The organism is Nocardia sp. NPDC050713 (genome assembly GCF_040654315.1).
Lineage (GTDB): Bacteria > Actinomycetota > Actinomycetes > Mycobacteriales > Mycobacteriaceae > Nocardia.
The window spans coordinates 1-19093 of sequence record NZ_JBFAHS010000013.1 but is presented as its reverse complement, the minus strand read 5'-3'; the positions used below and the strand labels follow the sequence as shown (position 1 = coordinate 19093).

At 69.2% G+C, this 19093-nt stretch carries 19 protein-coding genes; 14 read left to right on the top strand and 5 right to left on the bottom strand.

Annotated features, from left to right (window positions below; genetic code table 11):
- Together AB0H49_RS23025 and AB0H49_RS23020 are read left to right on the top strand one after the other, a co-directional pair.
- Window positions 1-250, top strand: a 250-nt coding sequence (locus AB0H49_RS23025) for a hypothetical protein (protein ID WP_357254244.1), incomplete at its 5' end; no start/stop codon positions are given.
- Window positions 251-1256: 1006 nt separating this feature from the next.
- Entirely contained in the window at window positions 1257-3308 is a 2052-nt protein-coding gene (locus tag AB0H49_RS23020; RefSeq protein WP_357254242.1) for a CocE/NonD family hydrolase, read from the top strand.
- A 287-nt stretch (window positions 3309-3595) separates the two neighbouring features.
- On the opposite strand, the gene AB0H49_RS23015 is transcribed toward AB0H49_RS23020, so the two are convergent.
- Entirely contained in the window at window positions 3596-4255 is a 660-nt protein-coding gene (locus AB0H49_RS23015) for an NAD(P)-binding domain-containing protein (protein WP_357254240.1), read from the bottom strand.
- Window positions 4256-4752: 497 nt separating this feature from the next.
- On the opposite strand from AB0H49_RS23015, the gene AB0H49_RS23010 reads away from it, so the two are divergent.
- The 3 genes from AB0H49_RS23010 to AB0H49_RS23000 all read left to right on the top strand — a co-directional run bounded on the left by AB0H49_RS23010 (window position 4753) and on the right by AB0H49_RS23000 (window position 7406).
- The gene (locus AB0H49_RS23010; protein WP_357254238.1) at window positions 4753-5226 is read left to right on the top strand and encodes a helix-turn-helix domain-containing protein; all 474 of its coding nucleotides are present in this window, start codon (window positions 4753-4755) and stop codon (window positions 5224-5226) included.
- Window positions 5227-5484: 258 nt separating this feature from the next.
- The gene (locus AB0H49_RS23005) at window positions 5485-6720 is read left to right on the top strand and encodes an ATP-binding protein (RefSeq protein ID WP_354998854.1); all 1236 of its coding nucleotides are present in this window, start codon (window positions 5485-5487) and stop codon (window positions 6718-6720) included.
- Entirely contained in the window at window positions 6717-7406 is a 690-nt protein-coding gene (locus AB0H49_RS23000) for a response regulator transcription factor (RefSeq protein ID WP_354998855.1), read from the top strand. Before AB0H49_RS23005 ends, AB0H49_RS23000 begins: the two co-directional genes overlap by 4 nt.
- A 102-nt stretch (window positions 7407-7508) precedes the next feature.
- On the opposite strand, the gene AB0H49_RS22995 is transcribed toward AB0H49_RS23000, so the two are convergent.
- From AB0H49_RS22995 to AB0H49_RS22980, 4 genes are all read right to left on the bottom strand, one after another.
- The gene (locus AB0H49_RS22995; RefSeq protein ID WP_354998856.1) at window positions 7509-7841 is read right to left on the bottom strand and encodes a hypothetical protein; all 333 of its coding nucleotides are present in this window, start codon (window positions 7839-7841) and stop codon (window positions 7509-7511) included.
- 129 nt (window positions 7842-7970) lie between these two features.
- Window positions 7971-8435 carry a hypothetical protein gene (locus tag AB0H49_RS22990; RefSeq protein WP_354998857.1) on the bottom strand — a complete coding sequence of 155 codons (465 nt, stop codon included), beginning with the start codon at window positions 8433-8435 and terminating at the stop codon, window positions 7971-7973.
- A 194-nt stretch (window positions 8436-8629) separates the two neighbouring features.
- Window positions 8630-9124, bottom strand: a complete 495-nt coding sequence (locus AB0H49_RS22985; RefSeq protein ID WP_357254235.1) for a hypothetical protein — start codon at window positions 9122-9124, stop codon at window positions 8630-8632.
- Between the two features lie 146 nt (window positions 9125-9270).
- Window positions 9271-10149, bottom strand: a complete 879-nt coding sequence (locus AB0H49_RS22980) for a hypothetical protein (protein ID WP_357254233.1) — start codon at window positions 10147-10149, stop codon at window positions 9271-9273.
- 65 nt (window positions 10150-10214) lie between these two features.
- Here AB0H49_RS22980 and AB0H49_RS22975 point away from each other — a divergent pair, with 65 nt between their 5' ends.
- The 9 genes from AB0H49_RS22975 (at window position 10215) to AB0H49_RS22935 (ending at window position 18984) form a co-directional block, all read left to right on the top strand.
- Window positions 10215-11249, top strand: coding sequence for a Ppx/GppA phosphatase family protein (locus AB0H49_RS22975; RefSeq protein WP_354998860.1), 1035 nt, complete (start codon window positions 10215-10217; stop codon window positions 11247-11249).
- A 114-nt stretch (window positions 11250-11363) separates the two neighbouring features.
- Window positions 11364-12980, top strand: coding sequence for a hypothetical protein (locus AB0H49_RS22970; protein WP_357254231.1), 1617 nt, complete (start codon window positions 11364-11366; stop codon window positions 12978-12980).
- 139 nt (window positions 12981-13119) lie between these two features.
- On the top strand, window positions 13120-13995 hold the full coding sequence (locus tag AB0H49_RS22965; protein ID WP_354999037.1) for a sugar phosphate isomerase/epimerase: 876 nt from the start codon (window positions 13120-13122) through the stop codon (window positions 13993-13995).
- Between the two features lie 114 nt (window positions 13996-14109).
- Window positions 14110-14997, top strand: a complete 888-nt coding sequence (locus tag AB0H49_RS22960) for a thioesterase family protein (protein WP_354998862.1) — start codon at window positions 14110-14112, stop codon at window positions 14995-14997.
- A gap of 23 nt (window positions 14998-15020) precedes the next feature.
- Complete coding sequence (proC, locus tag AB0H49_RS22955; protein WP_354998863.1) at window positions 15021-15842, top strand: pyrroline-5-carboxylate reductase; 822 nt, start codon at window positions 15021-15023, stop codon at window positions 15840-15842.
- Between the two features lie 191 nt (window positions 15843-16033).
- Entirely contained in the window at window positions 16034-16324 is a 291-nt protein-coding gene (locus tag AB0H49_RS22950; RefSeq protein WP_354999038.1) for a helix-turn-helix domain-containing protein, read from the top strand.
- 244 nt (window positions 16325-16568) lie between these two features.
- Window positions 16569-16670, top strand: a complete 102-nt coding sequence (locus tag AB0H49_RS22945) for an AURKAIP1/COX24 domain-containing protein (RefSeq protein WP_003402602.1) — start codon at window positions 16569-16571, stop codon at window positions 16668-16670.
- Window positions 16671-16927: 257 nt separating this feature from the next.
- Window positions 16928-17959 carry an NAD-dependent epimerase/dehydratase family protein gene (locus AB0H49_RS22940; RefSeq protein ID WP_354999039.1) on the top strand — a complete coding sequence of 344 codons (1032 nt, stop codon included), beginning with the start codon at window positions 16928-16930 and terminating at the stop codon, window positions 17957-17959.
- Window positions 17956-18984: a lysophospholipid acyltransferase family protein gene (locus AB0H49_RS22935; RefSeq protein ID WP_354998864.1), complete on the top strand. Its 1029-nt coding sequence runs from the start codon at window positions 17956-17958 to the stop codon at window positions 18982-18984. The genes AB0H49_RS22940 and AB0H49_RS22935 overlap by 4 nt, the downstream gene beginning before the upstream one ends.
- The last annotated feature ends 109 nt before the right edge of the window (window positions 18985-19093 follow it).

Below are 19093 nucleotides of genomic sequence, written 5' to 3'. Positions count from 1 at the left end.
CGCTGAGCTGCCGCGCCGCTGGGCCGCCCCGGGCTGGTGGCGTTGGCCACTCGGGCTCTCGTGCGCCGAGGAGCGCCGTTCGACGGGATCCGGCTGCGCCGCTGACCTGCGGCGCCGTCGGGCCGCTGGGCTGGTTGAACTGCCGGGCCGCGGAGCTTTCGAGTTGCTGGGCCGCTGCGCCGCTGCGCCGCTGCGCCGCTGCGCCGCTGCGCCGCTGCGCCGCTGCGCCGCTGCGCCGCTGCGCCGCTGAGCTGCACGGCTACGGGGCCGCGGGACTGCGGGGCCGCCCCGAGCTGGTGGCGTTGGCCACTCGGGCTCTCGTGTGCCGAGGAGCGCCGTCCGAGGCGATCCGGCTGCGCTGCTGACCTGCCGCGCCCGCTGGACCGCTGGGCTGGTTGAACTGCGGCCGCGGAGCTTTCGAGTTGCTGGGCCGCCGCGCCGCTGGGCCGCGGGGCTGCGAGGCTGCGCGGCTGCGCGGCCGCGGGACTGCGGGGCCGCCCCGAGCTGGTGGCGTTGGCCATTCGGGCTCTCGTGCGCCGAGGAGCGCCGTCCGACGCGATCCCGGCTGCGCCGCTGACCTGCCGCGCCGTCGGGCTGCTGGGCTGCTGGGCTGCTGCGCCGTCGGGCTGCTGGGCTGCTGGGCTGCCGCGCCGTCGGGCTGCTGGGCTGCTGCGCCGTCGGGCCGCTGGGCTTTTGAACTGCCTGGCTGCGGAGCCTTCGAGTTGCTGGACCGCCGCGCCGCTGGGCCGCGGGGCTGCGCGGCTGCGGGGCCGCGGGACTGCGGGGCCGCCCCGAGCTGGTGGCGTTGGCCACTCGGGCTCTCGTGCGCCGAGGAGCGCCGTCCGACGCGATCCGGCTGCGCCGCTGGGCCGTCGGGCTGCCGGGCCGTCGGGCTGCTGGGCCGCTGGGCCGTCGGGCTGCTGGGCTGCCGCGTCGTCGGGCCGAGGGCGTCGACCCACTCGCCCTCTCCGCGCCGGAGAACACCGCCCGGCGCGATCCGGCTGCGGAACTCGCGAATCCGCCCGATTTCGGCCTGCATTCCGGCGTGTACACGGGTCCCGGCGCGGTCGATACGGTAAACCTTCGTTCTGGCGCTCGGATCCCGCGAAGATCTCCATATTCAGCGGCTATTGCGAGCCGTCAAGCGTATGTGAATGGATATTCCAGACGAACTTCGCGAATCCGGGGGTTCTTACCGACTGGTAAGTTGTGTATGCTTCCGGACGTTCGACAGTCCGAGAGGTGGATCACGTCCGATGAAGTACGCGCTACGGGCCACAGTCGCGGCGCTCGCCGCCGCCGTGCTCGTTCCATTCCTCACCACCGGTGCGACCGCCGCACCCGTCGCCACGGGTCCCGACGGCGGCGCGGCCGGAGCGGCGTGGGTCGCCACCGAGGACGGCGTCCAGCAGTACCCGAACGTGCACATCGAGTGGGATGTGCCGATCACCATGAGCGACGGCACGGTGCTGAAGGGCAACGTCTACCGGCCCGCCGACGCCTCCGGCCGCCCGATCGACGCGCCGACGCCGACCATCGTCAACATGACGCCCTACACCAAGCTGGTGTCGAACCTCGCCGATCACGCGCAGTCCGTTCCGGTGCTGTCCGAAGCGCTGCTGAACCTGTTCCGGCAGATCGATTTCAGCGGCACCCCGCTCTCCGGCGTCACCGACCTCACCAAGGCCTTCGGCGGCGGCGAGCTGCGCAACTTCACCGTGGACCGGCAGCTGATCAAGAGCGGGTACTCGCAGGTCGTCGTCGACGTGCGCGGCACCGGCTTCTCGCAGGGCGAATGGGACATGCTCCGCTCCCGCGAGCAGCAGGACACCCTCGAGGTGATCGACTGGGCTTCGCGTCAGCCGTGGTCGGACGGCAAGATCGGCATGAACGGCATCTCCTACTCGGGCATCAACCAGGTGCAGGCCGCGTCCAAGCAGCCGCCCGCGCTGAAGGCGATCTTCCCGGTGGTGCCGGGCAGCGACCTGGTCAACGACGTTCTCGCTCCCGGCGGCGGCTTCGGCTTCAACTTCATCCCGCTGTGGCTCACCGCGATCAACACCCTCAAGTGGGTGCCGGACGTGCAGTCCATCGTGAACGGCAAGTTCGACTGGGAGTGGCTCAACGATCGCGCCGCCTCCCCGCTCACCTTCATGGACGTGTTTCTGAACGCCTACACCGCAACGCGTTTCGAGGACGCGGACCCGCGCCTGCTCGACCTGCTCACCCACAGCAGCCCCGAACGCGGCGACTACGTCAGCGATCCCACGCAGATCCGGGTGCCGACCTTCGTCGTCGGCGGCTGGCACGATCTGTTCACCTACTCGGAATCCAAGATCTACAACCAGATTCCGCTGCCCGCCGGCCAGAAGCAGCTGCTGATGGGCAACACCTACCACGTGAACTCCGGCAACGAGTACGGCAAGCCGGGCCTGCCGCCGCGGCTCGACGTGTTGCAGCGTGCGTGGTTCGACAAGTGGCTCAAGGGAATCGACAACGGCGTCGACAGCTACGGTCCGGTCACCCTGCGCCAGCAGGGCGGCGGCTGGGTCACCCAGAACGGCTTCGGCGATTCGGCCGTCGGCGAGGCTGCCGCGCAGCACCGCCGCATGTACTTGTCCGCGGCGCCCAGCGGCACGGCCCAGAGCGTCTACGACGGCTCGCTCACCGCTGAAGCGAACGCCGACACCGCGCGGCTGACCGTCGCGCCCGGCCTGACCACCCTGTGCTCCAACGACGCGGCGCAGGGCAGCGCGGGCGTGCTGTCGATCATCGACGGTTGTGCCAAGGACTCGCGGGTAGCCGAGCTGAACGCGCTCACGTTCACCAGCGCGCCGGTGGCCGAGGCGACCACCATCTCCGGCCCGATCGCGGTGCGGCTCAACACCGTTCAGGACGCGGCCGACGGCTACTGGACGGTGACCGTCAACGACGTCGCGCCCGACGGCCAGTCGACCGTGCTCACCTCCGGTCAGCTGATGGCCTCGCTGCGCGAGATCGACGAGGCGAACAGCAGCCGTTCGGCCAACGGCGACTACACCGACCCGCGCCCCTACACCTCGCTGGAGAAGCGGCAGCCGACGGTGCCCGGCGAGGCCACCACGCTGGACATCACGCTCAGCGCCACCGAGGCGATCCTGCAACCCGGCCACCGCCTGCGGGTGGACGTGTTCGCGAGCAACTTCCCCAAGGGACTACCAGTCCTGCCGATGCTGCTCGACACGGAACTGAAGCCGCAGCACGTCCAGCTGGACCCGGCGCGGCCGAGTTTCGTCAACATCCCGGTCCGCGGCAACCACGGCTGGTGAATCCGGTCCTCTGACACTCGTTCTCGCCCAAGAGGCTCGGCGACCCCCCGCGCATCCGGCACCGGAACCCCTGGCCGGTCAGCCCGAACCACCATTTCTCTCCCGTCGATAGAGAAATGGTGGTTGGGCCGAATCGACGGTGGTCAAATGGTGGCAAGTTGATCTTCAACAGCCACCTTTTGACTACCGTCGATTGCGTAGCCCCCTTGACAGGCTCACGGTCCGTGGCCGCCCACTCCAGAACGCACCAACCGAACCGGCGCACCCGCCCAACCGGACAACCTCCATCAATCCCGCGTAGCAAACGCCCCCGCCAACGGCGGCAACATCGCACGAGCGTCATACCCCCCGAACCAAAGCCCCACCGCCAGAACCGAAGCCGCTTCCAGATACCGAGCCCGATGCAATCCACCCGCGAGGAACGGTCGCAGCTTCAAATCCTCGGCCAACTCCGCGACGAGACGCACAGCAGCCGGATCATCGCCGCACAGAGGCACCGACAACGTCGCGCCCTCGAACTCGCGTATCTCCGCCGCCCACACCTCGGCCGCACACAGGTTGAACCCCTTCACCACCCGGGCGCCAGGAACGGTTCCGGCAATCCGCTCGGCCACCGCGTCTTCCCCGAGCACGAAGTTGTCCGTCTCGTCGGACGCCGCATCGGGCTCGAACGCATTGGTGCAGTCGACGAGTACGCGCCCGTCGAGCCCAGGCGCCCCCCGCAAGATGTCGTCCAACGCCTCGACCGGCACCGCCAGCAACACCACGTCACCGAATCCGGCCGCCTCCTCGATGCTTCCGCCCCGCGCGCCATACCCGACGGCAGCAGCGACTTCGGCCGCCGCCGCACCCCGCCGCGCGCCGAAGCAGACCTCGTGCCCCGCCGCGGCCCAACCACCGCCCAAGGCCCGTGCCATCGCACCCGCCCCGATGATCCCGATCCGCATGTCCAACTCCTCACTGTCGAATGTGCTTCCGACGCTAGGGAATTCGATAGGCACCTCCGGGTGCCCAACGCCGATGCCATGCTGAACCCATGCCCGCGTCCCACGCCTCTTCGGCAAACACCGGCTCGCTGCCTCGCGGCCCTCTGCCACCCCACCCGGACGCGCCCGCGCCGACCTGCCCGTCGCCCGGCTCGCGACAAGCCCCGACCCAGGACTCTCAGCCGGACGCGCTGCCACGCGCGACCTATGGCTCACCACAAGGAGACTCGGCCGCGATGGCCCAGCAGGACGCGCCGCCCCGCCCGCCTCACAGCTCGCCCCGCTATGCCCCCACTCCGGTCTCTCCACCGCACGCACCCGCGCCGACTCGCGTCTCCCACGGCTCGTCGCAGCAAGACCCCCTGGTCGCCCACGCGGACGCGCCTACCCTGACCCAGGCATCCGACAGCTCGCCCCGGCATGCCCCTACTGCGGTCACCCAGCTGCCGGTGCCTACCTTGACTCGCGTATCCGACAGCTCGCCCCGGCACGCCCCTACTCCGGTCACCCAACTGCACGCGCCCGCCCTGACCCAGGCATCCGACGGTTCGCCACGGCAAGTCCCCGATCTCGTCACCTACCCGCCCTACGGCGACTACGAATCCGACTGCCCCGCCCGCATGGGCGTCGACCTGTTCGGTAACTCCTGGCTGCCGGTGATCGTCTACATGCTGCGGGACGGGCCGATGCGTCCCGGCGAGCTGCGCACCGCGATCGGCGGGATCAGCCAGAAGATGCTGACCCAAACGCTGCGCCGCATGGAACAGCTCACCCTCGTGCACCGCCGCCGCTACGCCGAGGCGCCGCCGCGGGTCGAGTACGAACTCACCGCAGCAGGCCGCGATCTGCTCGGGCCGATCTACGCGCTGGGGGAGTGGGTCGACAAGCACGGGCGCGCGGTGAACGCGGCGCTCGCGGGAGATGCGGATTGACCGTGCGGTCCAGTCCTTCCCGACCGATCTCGGCGACCGAGCCGATTTCGACGGGCCCTCAGCGCCGCCGAAAGTCGATCTTCGCGAGGCTGACGGCAACACTTCGAAGTCGATCTTCCCGGCGTCGCCCCTCCTCGGCACCCTCGAGTCCGAACAACGCGTAAACACACGGCTAACGGCCCTGGAAGGCCCCATGACCTGCGTGAAACTTCGTGTACCCGGCGTTGGTCGGTCGGTCGGCGACCGTACGATTCAAGTGTGAGTGTTCCGCAGGCCGTGTTGTTGGCAGTCCTCGCGGCTGTCGTCGGCCTGGCAGTCGGCGGGCTGCTCATTCCGTACGTGAACGCCCGCCAGGCCGCCCGAAGACAGGCCGATTCCGGACTGACCATGTCGCAGGTGCTCGACCTGATCGTGCTCGCCTCCGAGAGCGGCATCGCGGTGGTCGACCAGTACCGCGACGTGGTGCTGGTGAACCCGCGCGCCGAGGAGCTCGGCCTGGTCCGCAACCGCCTGCTCGATGAACGCGCCTGGGCCGCCGTGGAGAAGGTGCTCAACACCAGCGAGTCCGCGGAATTCGACCTGACCGCGAAGAACCCCATGCCCGGCCGCAGCAGGATCGCCGTGCGCGGCGTCGCGCGGCCGCTCTCGCCGGAGGAGACCGGCTTCACGGTGCTGTTCGCCGACGACGATTCCGAGCAGGCCCGCATGGAGGCCACCCGCCGCGACTTCGTCGCGAACGTGAGCCACGAGCTCAAGACCCCCGTCGGCGCGATGAGCCTGCTCGCCGAGGCGCTGCTGGAATCGGCCGACGATCCCGAGGCCGTGCGCCACTTCGGCGAGCGCGTGCTCGGCGAATCCCGCCGCCTCGGCAAGATGGTGACCGAACTGATCGCGCTCTCCCGCCTGCAGGGCGCGGAGAAGCTGCCCGAGCTCGAGGTCGTCGACGTCGACACGGTCGTCATGCAGGCGGTGGACCGCTCCCGCACCGCGGCCGAGGCGGCGGGCATCACCGTCAGCACCGACCGGCCGAGCGGACTCGAGGTCCTCGGCGACGAGACATTGCTCGTCACCGCACTGTCCAACCTGGTGGAGAACGCGATCGCCTACTCGCCGACCGGCTCCCACGTCTCGGTGAGCCGTTCGCTGCGCGGCGATCATGTCGCCATGGCGGTCACCGACCGTGGCATCGGCATCCCGAAAGAAGACCAGGAGCGGGTGTTCGAGCGGTTCTTCCGTTCCGACAAGGCGCGCTCGCGCGCCACCGGTGGTACCGGGCTCGGGCTCGCTATCGTCAAGCACGTGGCGGCCAACCACAACGGTGAGATCACCCTGTGGAGCAAACTGGGCACCGGATCGACGTTCACCTTGCGAATACCCGCCCACCTCGAGACCGACGGCGAGGAAGAAGCCGAGAGTCCCACGGTGAGCACGAAGGAAACCGGCCCGCGTCCCCAGGGGCCGGGCAGACCCAATGGTGTGGAGGCACGCAGATGACGAGTGTTCTTATCGTCGAGGATGAGGAGTCGCTGGCCGATCCGCTCGCGTTCCTGCTGCGCAAGGAGGGCTTCGAGGTCACCGTGGTGGGCGATGGACCCTCCGCGCTCGCCGAATTCGACCGTTCCGGCGCCGACATCGTCCTGCTGGACCTGATGTTGCCCGGCATGAGCGGCACCGATGTGTGCAAGCAGCTGCGCACCCGCAGCGGCGTGCCGGTCATCATGGTGACCGCGCGAGACAGCGAGATCGACAAGGTGGTCGGTCTGGAACTCGGCGCCGACGACTACGTCACCAAGCCGTACTCCTCGCGTGAGCTCATCGCGCGCATCCGCGCGGTGCTGCGCCGCGGCGCGGGTGAGGAGATGGAGGGCGGCAGCGAGAACGGCGTGCTGGAGGCCGGTCCGGTGCGGATGGACGTCGACCGCCACACCGTGATGGTCAACGGCAAGCCGGTGACGTTGCCGCTCAAGGAATTCGATCTGCTCGAGTACCTGCTGCGCAACTCCGGCCGGGTGCTGACCCGCGGCCAGCTGATCGACCGGGTCTGGGGCGCCGACTACGTCGGCGACACCAAAACCCTCGACGTGCACGTCAAGCGGCTGCGCTCCAAGATCGAGGCCGATCCGGCCAAGCCCGAGCACCTGGTGACCGTGCGCGGCCTCGGTTACAAGCTCGAGGCGTAGTCGACCGAACAGACAACGAGCCCCGGTTCCGCCTCCTCACCCCGAGCGCGGAACCGGGGCCCGTTCGTCGTAGGTACGTGAGCGGCCCCCGGCGGACTCCCCTTAGGGGAAATAGACCCAGGTCGGGCCGATGGCGGGAACATCGGTCTTGCGCAACGTGATCCAGCCGAGGTCGTCTTCCTGCATGCAGTCGTAGAGCGGCACGGTGGTGCCGTTGCCGCGGCAGGCGATGGTGCGGCTGACGCCGTAGGGGCTCATGATGACGTTCTTGCCCTCTTTGGCGGCGTTCACCGCGGCCGGATCGGTCGCGGGCACGAAGGTGGCGGTGAAGTCCGCGAACTTGGTCGGATCCGCGTCCGGCTCTGCGTGCGCGCCGCCTGCCATGGAGAGGGTCGCGCCGATGACGAGTGTTGCGAGGGTGAGCGCTTTCTTCATGACCCGACATCAAACCCGAAACTGGTGACGCCCGCATGGCGAGCAGATGACCTGCCGGGTGCGTTCGGCGCACCCGAGCTGGTCGGCCGCTGTGCGGGTCGCCGAGTGACGACCCGCACACCGCGCGCGTCAGCTGCTGCCGAACAGGCCGCCGAGCAGCCCGCCGAGCAAACGTCCCGCACTGCCGGTCCCGCTGCCGGATGCGCTGCCCGAGCTGCCGGTGCCGCCGCTGCTCGCCTTGGACACCTCGACCATGATCGACTTCGTGCTGCCGCCCTGTTCGACGGTGATGATGTGCTCGCCCGGCGTGCTCGGCTTCCATTCGATGGTCGCGGTGCCCGGCGGCCACGGCACCTTGGGGCCGCCGATGAATTCGCCGTTGTCGCTGAAGTAGACGAGCAGACCGCCGGAGGCGCCGCCGACGTCGGCGGTGATCGTGTACGTGCTGCCGACCTTGTGGTTGCTGCCGTCGACCGAGACCGACTGCACGGCCGCGTATGCCGAGGGCGCGGTCAGGACGGCGACGGCGGTGGCGGCCGCGAATGCCGTGAGTCCGACGCCCGCCCCGCGCCGGATGCTGCTTGTTGATGTCATGGTGCTCCTCCTGTGCCGACCATGCGATCGACTGGACCCTACTCTTTGAAGCGGAGATGTTTCAGATTTCGGCTCGAGTTCGCCGAGTCGAAATCGCGTGCGGCGCGGACTTTTCCGACGGCGCCTGCGAGTTGTGCCTGATGGGCATAGCCGGACGCGGGCCGCGCACGGCCGGAGCGAAGGCGGAGGTACGCCTAGCTCCCGTTGCCGAACAGGCTGCCGAGCAGCTTGCCCGCGCTGCCCGTTCCTGCGCTGCCGGTGCCGCCGCCTGGATCGCCGGGATCGCCAGGATCTCCGGGGTCGCCCGGATCTCCGGGATCATTCGGGTCCTTCACCTGGACGACGATCGTCTTGGTGCTACCACCTTGTGACGCGGTGATGAGGTGCTGTCCCGGCGTCGTCGGCGTCCAGCTCACGGAGGACTCGCCGACGGGCCACGGTACCTTCGGCCCCGCGATGTCGTCGCCATTGTCCGACCAGTAGACGAGCAGCCCGATGCCCGCGCCGCTCAGCTTGGCGCGCAGCGTGTAGGTGGTGTTGATGCTGTGGTCGGCGCCCGAGACGGTGATCGAGTCGACGGTGGCGTGGGCCTGGGGCGCCGCGAAGACGGCGACGGCCGTGGCCGCGGCGAAACCCGCGAGCCCGGCGCCGATCCGGCGTCCGACCAGGGCGGAGGTGGTGTAACTCATGGTGTGCTCCCTGTGCTGCCCACTGGATGTGGGCCTCCGCACAGTAAGCGACCGAATGTGTGAAATGTGGACGTTTCGCAAAACTGGACAAGCGTCCGCTAGGGGTTATCTCTCTCGCGCTGCGCTGCGCCGCGCCCAGCCCGGCTCTACTCCGCCGCGCCGTGCGCCGACTGCTCCGCATTGCGCTGCGCGTGCACCGTCGCGGGATGCACCGCGATCAACCCCAGCCCTTCGCGGCGCTTGCAGTGCCTGGTCAGTTCCTCGTAGGCCGGTTCGCCGAGCAGTTCCTTCAGCTCGGGCGCGTAGGACTGCCAGACCGGCCGCGCGCCGACGTGCGCGTCCGGCGAACCCGAGCAGTACCAATCGAGATCGAGTCCGCCGGGACCCCAACCGCGCCGGTCGTACTCGGTGATCACGGTGCGCAGGATCTGCACGCCGTCGGGCCGGTCCACCCACTCCTGGGTGCGCCGAATCGGCAACTGCCAGCACACATCCGGCTTCACCGTGTGCGGCTCCATACCGCGGCGCAGCGCCATCGTGTGCAGCGCGCAGCCGACACCGCCCGCGAAGCCGGGCCGGTTCAGGAAGATGCACGCGCCCTCGAAGCGGCGGGTGCGCAGGGCGGGTTCGTCCTCGAGCTCGTCGAGTTCGAGATAGCCCTTCTTGGTGATCTTGCCCTTGGCGTTCTGGGCCTCGCCCATCAGCTGCCAGTCGGCCGGTGTGAGCATTCTCACAGCGTTGCGCAAGCGCTCCTGGTCGTCCTCGTCGGAGAGGAAAGCGCCGTGTGAACAGCAGCCGTCGTCCGGGCGATCGGCGATGATGCCTTGGCAGGCGGGCGTGCCGAAGACGCAGGTCCACCGGGACAGCAGCCAGGTGAGGTCGGCGACGATCAGGTGCTCGTCATTTGCTGGATCCACGAACTCGATCCATTCGCGCGGAAAGTCCAGATCGACCTCGGGTGCCGGGTCGATCTTCGCCGCTGGTCGGGGCCGGGTTCGGCTGTTCGCCGCTGCGCCTACCGTCACATCTGCAGACGCTAACAGTTCGATCGCCTGGCCTGAAGTGGTGGTCGACCCAGTACCGTGTTCATGTGCGGCTTGGGGTACTCGACGTCGGAAGCAATACCGTTCACCTGCTCGTGGTGGACGCCCACCGGGGTGGCCACCCGATGCCGATGAGCTCGACGAAGGCCACGCTCCGGCTGTCGGAGAACCTGGACGAAGAGGGGCGGATCACCGTCCAGGGCGCCGAGCGCCTCATCAAGACCGTGGCCGAATTCGCCAACATCGCCGAGACTTCCCGCTGCGTCGAGCTGATGCCGTTCGCCACCTCCGCGCTGCGCGAGGCCACCAACTCCGAACAGGTGCTCGCCAGGGTGCGCGCCGAGACCGGCGTCGATCTGCAGGTGCTCACCGGCGTCGACGAGGCCCGGCTGACCTTCCTCGCGGTGCGCCGCTGGTACGGCTGGAGCGCGGGCCGCATCCTCAACCTCGATATCGGCGGCGGCTCGCTGGAGATGAGCAACGGCGGCGACGAGGAGCCCGATGTCGCGCTGTCACTGCAACTCGGGGCGGGCCGGCTCACCAGGGAGTGGCTGCGCGAGGACCCGCCGGGCAAGCGCCGGGTCGCGGTGTTGCGCGACTGGCTCGACGCCGAACTCGTCGCCCCCGCCAAACAGCTGATCGACGTGGGTAAGCCCGACCTCGCCGTCGGTACGTCGAAGACCTTCCGATCGCTCGCGCGGTTGACCGGAGCCGCACCGTCGGCGGCGGGCACGCGGGTGCGCCGTACACTCACCAGCTCGGGCCTGCGCCAGCTGATCGCGTTCATCTCGCGGATGACGGCGTCGGACCGTGCAGAATTGGAAGGCGTAAGTTCCGATCGGTCACAGCAACTGGTGGCTGGCGCATTGGTCGCGGAGGCGAGTATGCGGGCACTATCGCTGGATACGCTCGAGATTTGTCCGTGGGCGCTGCGGGAAGGACTGATCCTGCGCAAACTGGATACCGATATGAACGGTGGACCCAGAGCGTCGTTGCTGACGGGACCGGCGGCCGAACCAGGCAAGCCGGCGTCCGACGGTGGGGCGGGGCTTTCCGGTCCGGTCGAAACGGTGTCGTCATGAACGAACGCAGTGAGCCGAGCGTCAGCGAGGCGCAGGCATGAGCGAACGCAGTGAGCGAATCATGTGCCAGCGTGCATCGCGCATGCCGGAGCCGAGTGTCAGCGAGGCGCGGGCATGAGTGATGAGTCCAAGCAGCTATCCGTTGCCGAGCTGCTGGCCCGCAACGGGCAGCAGGGCGCGTCGTCCTCCGGCGGCGGTCGCCGCAGACGCGGTGGCCGCGGCATTTCCGTCGCCGAGCTGACGGGAGATCTGCCGGTCATCCGGGATGGCGGCAGCCACTCCGCGCACGCCGCGCCCGACGACGAGGTCGCCGAAGCGCCGCCGTCGTACGAGCCCGCTTCCTACGCGCCGACATCGTTCGAGCCACCGTCTTTCGAGCCGTCCTCGTACGAACCGGCAGCTTACGAGCCCGCCGCATTCGAACCGGTTGCGCCCGAGCCGGTTTCGTACACCGCCCCGGACCCCGTCGCGGAGCTGCCGAGCCACTCGCCGATGTCGGGCCCGATCACCCGCTACGACCCGCTGGCGCCGTTCCGGGAATCGACGTCCTATCCCGAGCCGACGCCCTACCCGGCGACGCCGTCGTACTCGGATCCGCCGCCCGGGCGCTCCAACCTGGTGATGCCGGGACGCGACATGTCCTCCGGCTCCCGGCACAGCGCGCCGGACCAGAGGGAATCCGCGGCTTCCTACGCCGATCAGCTGTCGGAGGCGCCGCGCAGCGGTCGCGGTGGCCGCAGGCGCAAGCCGGACCCGGACGACGACGTAACCATGGTGGTCGGCCCGCCGCTGCGCGATCCGGTCGATTTCGACATCCCCCGCAACGGGCATCCGGAAGAGCCGCGCGGCTCGGACCGGCAGGAGCGGGGCCGCGGTGGCCGGGCCGCGCGCCGAAGGGCGGCGGAGGCCGACGAGGCAGGCCCCTCGACCGCGGCGTGGGCGCCGCCGTCGAACGATTTCGCCCCTGATTCCGCGCCCTTGCCGCTCTCTCCGCTGCCGGAACGCGCCAAGCCGTCCGGCCGCGCGTTACGCCAGGAGCCGCAGGAGGAGCAGCGAAGATCCTCCCGGTCCGAGACGCTGCGAGCTCGTGCCGAGGGTGCGGTGCCCGCGTGGTCGGCGAGGAGGCACAAGCCGGAGCCGGAGAAGTCCGTCTCCGAGCCGGAGTCGGGCGGCATCCCGACCGCCGCGTGGTCGCTGGCCAGCCAGGATCAGCAGCTGCTCTCCGGCTCCACGGTGGCGGGCGACCTGCTACGCGACGGTGTCGAGCGCGCCGAGCGCGCGGGCGGTCGCGGTCGGTCGCGCGGCGGCCGCGCCCAGGTCGAGGTCGACGAGGGCTTCACCGATGTGCACGACCCGTTCCTGCTCGAAGACGACGAGGACGAGGACGACGCACCGGAGCCGCAGCGGAAGCCCGCCGCCCGTCCGGCACAGCGCCGCTCCCGCGCCGCGCGCAAGGCGGAGTACGACGCCAACCGCAAGCAGTGGATGATCCTCGGCGGCCAGAGCGCGGGCGCGGCAGTCGCCGGAATGTTGCTGTTCAAGGGTTTCGAGCGAATGTGGGAGATGCTCCCCTGGGTGGCGCTGGCGCTGGCGATGATCGTGATCCTCGGCCTGGTGGCCCTGGTGCGGATTCTGCGCCGGACCGACGACATCCTCAGCACGGTGATCGCCGTCGTAGTGGGCATCTTCGTCACGCTGGGACCGCTAGCCTTTCTTCTCAGTACGAACTGAGTAGGGAGCGGCTGTGGGGAACATCGGGCAGGCGGACGACACTCGGATCGGTAGCGCGGTCGGGGGACCGGCGCCTGATCAGAGCGGACAACCGGACGGGGGGACGCCGGGCGGGGCGGGGAGCCCTCCGGGCCGCGACATTCTGGTCGGGCTGTCCAGCGCGTCGGTCTACCCGCAGAACACCGAGGCGGCCTTCCGGTACGCGGCCGATCTCGGTTACGACGGCGTCGAGTTGATGGTTTGGGCCGAGCCCGCCAGTCAGAGCATCGCGACCGTGCAGAACTACACCCGCAAGTACGGCGTTCCGGTGCTCGCGGTGCACGCGCCGTGCCTGCTGATCTCCCAACGCGTGTGGGGCGCGGATCCGGTGGCCAAGCTGGAACGCAGCGTGCGCACCGCCGAGGCGCTCGGGGCGGACACGGTGGTCGTCCATCCGCCGTTCCGCTGGCAGCGCCGCTACGCGGAGGGCTTCGCCGAGCAGGTCGCCGAGCTCGAGGAGCACAGCCCGGTCGTCGTCGCGGTGGAGAACATGTTCCCGATGCGCGCGGACACGCTGTTCGGCCGCGGCGCGAACGCGGCGAAGCGGCTGGAGCGGCGCGGCGGTCCCGGTTGGGGCTTGACCGCGTTCAGTCCGTCCTACGACCCCACCGACACCGGCTTCCGGCACTACACCCTCGACCTCTCGCACACCGCGACCGCTGGAGCGGATCCGCTCGCCCTCGCCGCCAGGATGGGACAGGGCCTGGCCCACCTGCACCTGGCCGACGGGCGCGGCGCGGCCCACGACGAGCACCTCGTCCCGGGCGACGGCACCCAGCCCTGCGTCGAGCTCTGCGCGCAGCTGGTGCGCAACGGTTTCACGGGGCACGCCGTCGCCGAGATCAACACCCAGAACGCCCGCACCACCGCCCATCGCGCGGCGATGCTGCACCGCACGCTCGCCTTCGCCCGGCTGCATCTCAACGGCGTCGCGCTCAGTCCCGCGCCCGCCTCGGCGCAGGCGAATCGGGCATGACGCGAGCGCTTCGCTCGGTGTGATATCGATCGGCCTCCCCGCGGGGAATGTCCCTGCCGCTTCCGCGGGTTGTACGCTGTACGAACGCTCGCAGGCGGCAGGACAGGAGTGACGATGACGCTGGAGTTGACCACCGACGCGGTCGAGCCGACGGCGGCCGACGCGCCGTTCGGCGAGGTGTGCGCGCTGACCGAACTGCTCTCCGCCGACCCCGAGCTCGGCCGGTACGCGGGCGTCATCGACAAGATCTGGACCATCGGGCCGAAGGTGCACGGCGGCACCATGGTCGCCGCGAGCGCCGCGGCCGCCACCCGCTGGCTGCGCGCCTCCGATCCGGCGCTCGCCGATATGGCCCCGATCGCGGCGAGCTCGGACTTCCTCGGCGCGCCCGAGCCGGGAGAGGTCGAGTACGAGGTGCGCGTCCGCAAGATCGGCCGCCAGATCTGCCTGGCCGACACGACCCTCACCCAGAACGGCCGCGCCATGGTGCGCACCGCGTTCACCTTCGGCCACCTCGACGACATCGAGCCGCTCTACGCGCCCGAGCACGGCGACATGCCCGCCGAACCGCCCGCCGGCGCGATGGGCTACGAGGGTTCGCCGATGGGCAAGATCGTGAACGTCGCCAAGGGCGCCGACCTCTACCTGGACCGGTCGTGGGCGCCGTTCCTCGAGGGCGCGAAGGGCGAGCCGCGGCTGCGGCTGTGGATGCGCCCGTTCGAGGGCGATCAGCGCGACCCCGAGGTGTCGATGTACTTCGCCATGATGGCGGCCGACATGAGCCCGCCGGTGCCGATGAACCTCGGCCACTTCGGCTGGGCCCCCACCGTGCAGATGACCACGTACTTGCGGCGCAGGCCCGCACCGGGCTGGCTGCGCGTCATCGCCACCTCGCACGAGGTGGGCGGCCGCATGTTCGACGAAGATCAGCTCATCCTGGACAGCACCGGCGCGGTGGTCGCGCAGAGCCGTCAACTCGCACTGATTCCCCAGCGCCGCTGACGCGCCCACTAACCTTGACCACCATGACGAGAATTGCGGTGATCGGTGGAGGCCGGATCGGGGAGGCGTTGATCGCCGGTTTGCTGGAGTCCGGCAGGGCGAGCAAGGATTTGGTCGTCGTCGAGACGCACGCCGATCGGGCCGAGCTGATCGCGAGCCGGTTCGGCGTGCGCGTCACGGGCGAGGCGGCCGACGCGGCCGTGGGCGCCGATCTGCTGGTGATCGCGGTCAAGCCGGGTGACGTCGACACGGTGCTGACCGAGCTGGGCAAGGCCGAGCTGAACGCGGGCGACCGCGACCAGGTGCTCGTCTCGCTGGCCGCAGGGGTGCCGACAACGCGGCTGGAGGCCAAGCTGCCCGCGGGCTTCCCCGTGGTGCGGGTGATGCCGAATACCCCGATGCTGGTCGGCCAAGGCATGAGCGTGCTCGCGCCGGGGCGCTACGCCAAGCCCGAGCAGCTGGAGCTGGTCACCGACGTGCTCGGCGCGGTCGGCAAGGTCGTGACCGTCGCCGAGTCGCAGATGGACGCGGTCACCGCCGTGTCCGGATCCGGCCCCGCCTACTTCCTGCTGGTCGTCGAGGCCATGGTCGACGCAGGCGTCGGGCTCGGCCTGACCAGGGACGTCGCCACCCAGCTCGTGGTGCAGACGATGGTCGGTTCGGCCGCGCTGCTCGACGAGTCCGGCCAGAGCGCGGTGGACCTGCGCGCGGCCGTCACCTCGCCCGCTGGCACCACCGCGGCGGCGTTGCGCGAACTCGAGCGCGGCGGCGTTCGCTCGGCGTTTCTCGAGGCTTTGCACGCGGCCAAAGAGCGTTCCGCCGAGCAAGGCGCGTCGGCGGAATAACACACAACGCGTACATCTAGCGTTCGCATTGGGGCAAACCGGGCGTCAGAAGCTGATTTCTCACACACGTCGCAGTAATCCCACTAGCCCCGCTAAGCTTCAAGGAGCACGTGCGTGTCTGTTCCGCCGGTGGGGAAGCCGGCGGCGCGGACGTGCCGGAGGTCAATGGTGCAATGATGTCTTCCAACAAGATGTCTGCAAATAGCTCGGGGACGTCGCCAGGTTCGTCCGGCCCATCAGGTGGCCGTAGCGGTGGCCGAGCGCAAGGCAGTTCGGGATCGTCGGGCCAATCGATACTCGGCGGTGGTACTCAATTCCTCACCGTCGCCGAAGTGGCGAATCTGATGCGAGTGTCCAAGATGACGGTCTACCGGTTGGTGCATTCGGGCGAGCTGCCCGCGGTGCGAGTCGGCCGGTCGTTCCGGGTGCACGCGAAGGCCGTGCACGACTACCTGGAGACGTCTTACTTCGACGCCGGTTGAGGCGGTTTCGACCACCAACGGGCCCCGCGCGGCATGCGGGAGCCCGCGAATGACGGCGCGCGTGCCCGCGAGGGCCGTTGCTCGTGCCGCCATCGGATACCGGTAGGATGAACCCTCGGTTCGTGTTCGCCTGCCTGCGGCGCCAGTTCGTGGTGTCCGGTGGCCGCTGGCGGCGCGGATGCCGAAATCAGCTAGGCGTACGCGACGGCGTGCGCGCCGAGTAGAGAGAACGCGAGGACACCCTATGGGTTCTGTGATCAAGAAGCGCCGCAAGCGCATGTCGAAGAAGAAGCACCGCAAGCTGCTTCGCCGCACGCGTGTTCAGCGGCGCAAACTCGGCAAGTGAGCATGCGCGCCCTTGGCGCGAGATGAGGCCCGTCACCAGACCGGTGGCGGGCCTCTGTTTTTGAAACGGTTCAGTTTGAAATATTTTCATGTAACCGGTGACTGAAGTCATCGTTAGAACCTGATTAATACCCTCGGCGACCCAGACGGCAGCGGCTACTCTGGAACCGCCGAAAAACGTAAATGGGGGCCTGGTAGGTGGGATCGGGTGCTGCGGTGGGATCTGACATAAGAGACGGGCACACGCCCAAAGTCGTGATGGTGACCGGCGCCAGCCGCTTCTTCGGCAGCGCCGTGGTAGCCAAGCTCGCCCAGGATCCGGCCGTCGAGCGTATCCTCGCCGTCGACACCATGACCCCGAGCCGGGAGCTACGGCGCCGCATGGGCCGCGCCGAGTTCGTCCGCGGCGACATTCGAAATCCCCTGATCCGCAAGGTGATCGGCGGCCACGAGGTCGACACCGTCGTACACACCGCGATATTGGCCAAGCCGCCCGCCGGTGGTGGCCGCGCGGTGATGAAAGACCTCAACGTGCTCGGCGCCATGCAGTTGTTCGCCGTCTGTCAGAAGTCGCCTTCGGTGCGGCGCGTCGTGGTCCGCTCGACCTCGGCGATCTACGGGTGCAGCGCCAAGGATCCGGCGAAATTCACCGAGGAAATGAGTGCCCGCACGCCGCCGCGCGGATGGTTCGCGCGCGACATGATCGAAATCGAGGGTTTCGTGCGCGGCCTCGCTCGCCGCCGCCCCGATATCGCGGCATCGATTCTGCGTTTCGCGCCCATTGTCGGCCCGCGACTGGCCGGCCGCGGCGTACAGTATCTCCGTTCACCGGTAACCCCGACCGTCTTCGGCCGGGACCCTCGAATGCAGCTGTTGCACGAAGAAGATGCGGTGGCCGCGCTCGCACACGGGGCGCAAGCGGCCCCCGGTGGTACCTACAACGTCGCGGGTGATGGTGCGTTGGCGCTGTCGCAGGCAGTGCGTCGAGCGGGGCGCATCGAACTGCCGGTGCCGTTCACGGTGTTCCGCACCGCGGGTCGCGCGTTGATGGGGCCGGTGATGCGGGAATTCACCGGCGAACAACTCGATTACTTCCATTTCGGCTGTGGCCTGGACACCACGCGGATGCGAAACGAACTCGGTTTCGAGCCGCGCTGGACAACGGTTCAGGCGTTCGACGACTTCATCGGGGGCGCAGCGTTGCGGCCCGTCTTCGATCCGGCGTGGATCGATGCCGCAGAAAAGAAACTGCTCGGCCTCATCGGGGCCGGTACGGGAGCACACCAATGAACGACGTGGCGAAAGTCATCCAACTTCATGATCTGAATATCGAAACCAGGCAGCGCACCAGCACTCGTCGCTGGCCCGAAGCGCCGAAGGGCGAGACGAAGCCGAGCCGCGTCACGTCACTGACCGATCGGCTCGCCTCGGCCGTGCCGCAGACGCCGCAGTCGCTGTCCGACCTGATCCGCAAGGAGGTCGGCAAGCAGATCGGCCGCACCGCCGACTTCGCGCGCCGCCGCGTCACCGGCGACTACCAGGTCGACGAGTTCGGCTTCGACGAGCACCTGCTCGAGTCGGTCATCCTGCCCGCGCTGCGCCCCCTGTCGGACCTGTGGTTCCGCGTCGAGGTCAGCGGCATGGAGAACATCCCGGAGGTGGGCGGCGCGCTGGTGGTGGCGAACCACGCGGGCACCGTTCCCCTCGACGGCCTGATGCTCCAGCTGGCCATTCACGACCACCACGCCAAGCAGCGTGCGCTGCGCCTGCTCGCCGCCGACCTCATCTTCGAGCTGCCGTTCCTCGGCGTGCTGGCCCGCAAGGCCGGGCACACGCTGGCCTGCCGCGAGGACGCCGAACGCCTGCTGCGCTCCGGCGAGCTGACGGGCGTCTTCCCCGAGGGGTTCAAGGGCGTCGGCAAGCAGTACTCCGACCGCTACAAGCTGCAGCGCTTCGGGCGCGGTGGTTTCGTCGCGGCCGCGGTGCGCACCGGCGTGCCGATCATCCCGTGCTCGATCGTCGGCTCCGAGGAGATCTACCCGAAGCTGGCCGACATCAAGCCGCTCGCCCGCCTGCTCGGACTCCCGTACTTCCCGGTGACGCCGACGTTCCCGCACCTCGGCCCGCTCGGCGCGCTGCCGCTGCCCTCGAAGTGGTACATCGAATTCGGCAAGCCCATCGCCACCACGTCCTACGAGCCGGAGGCCGCCGACGACCCGATGACCATGTTCGAGGTCACCGACCAGGTCCGCGAGACCATCCAGCAGACGCTCTACAAGCTGCTCACCAAGCGCCGCAACCCGTTCACGGGATAGTTGGCTGTGTTTTTGGCGCGCTGGCGCGCGCGTGTTCGCGGCCTTTATGTCTCGCTTCCCAGCGGTCGAGACTCGCGACTTCGTCGCATGCGCTTCGACCGCTGGGAAG

Excerpts from the sequence above, each read along its gene's own strand:
- AB0H49_RS23000 (WP_354998855.1), top strand. The coding sequence starts at position 6,717 with ATGACGAGTGTTCTTATCGTCGAGGATGAGGAGTCGCTGGCCGATCCG.
- proC (WP_354998863.1), top strand. The coding sequence starts at position 15,021 with ATGACGAGAATTGCGGTGATCGGTGGAGGCCGGATCGGGGAGGCGTTG.
- AB0H49_RS22990 (WP_354998857.1), bottom strand. The coding sequence starts at position 8,435 with ATGACATCAACAAGCAGCATCCGGCGCGGGGCGGGCGTCGGACTCACG.
- AB0H49_RS23020 (WP_357254242.1), top strand. The coding sequence starts at position 1,257 with ATGAAGTACGCGCTACGGGCCACAGTCGCGGCGCTCGCCGCCGCCGTG.
- AB0H49_RS22960 (WP_354998862.1), top strand. The coding sequence starts at position 14,110 with ATGACGCTGGAGTTGACCACCGACGCGGTCGAGCCGACGGCGGCCGAC.
- AB0H49_RS22995 (WP_354998856.1), bottom strand. The coding sequence starts at position 7,841 with ATGAAGAAAGCGCTCACCCTCGCAACACTCGTCATCGGCGCGACCCTC.
- AB0H49_RS22970 (WP_357254231.1), top strand. The coding sequence starts at position 11,364 with ATGAGTGATGAGTCCAAGCAGCTATCCGTTGCCGAGCTGCTGGCCCGC.
- AB0H49_RS22945 (WP_003402602.1), top strand. The coding sequence starts at position 16,569 with ATGGGTTCTGTGATCAAGAAGCGCCGCAAGCGCATGTCGAAGAAGAAG.
- AB0H49_RS22940 (WP_354999039.1), top strand. The coding sequence starts at position 16,928 with ATGGTGACCGGCGCCAGCCGCTTCTTCGGCAGCGCCGTGGTAGCCAAG.
- AB0H49_RS22950 (WP_354999038.1), top strand. The coding sequence starts at position 16,034 with ATGTCTGCAAATAGCTCGGGGACGTCGCCAGGTTCGTCCGGCCCATCA.
- AB0H49_RS22935 (WP_354998864.1), top strand. The coding sequence starts at position 17,956 with ATGAACGACGTGGCGAAAGTCATCCAACTTCATGATCTGAATATCGAA.
- AB0H49_RS23015 (WP_357254240.1), bottom strand. The coding sequence starts at position 4,255 with ATGCGGATCGGGATCATCGGGGCGGGTGCGATGGCACGGGCCTTGGGC.
- AB0H49_RS22985 (WP_357254235.1), bottom strand. The coding sequence starts at position 9,124 with ATGAGTTACACCACCTCCGCCCTGGTCGGACGCCGGATCGGCGCCGGG.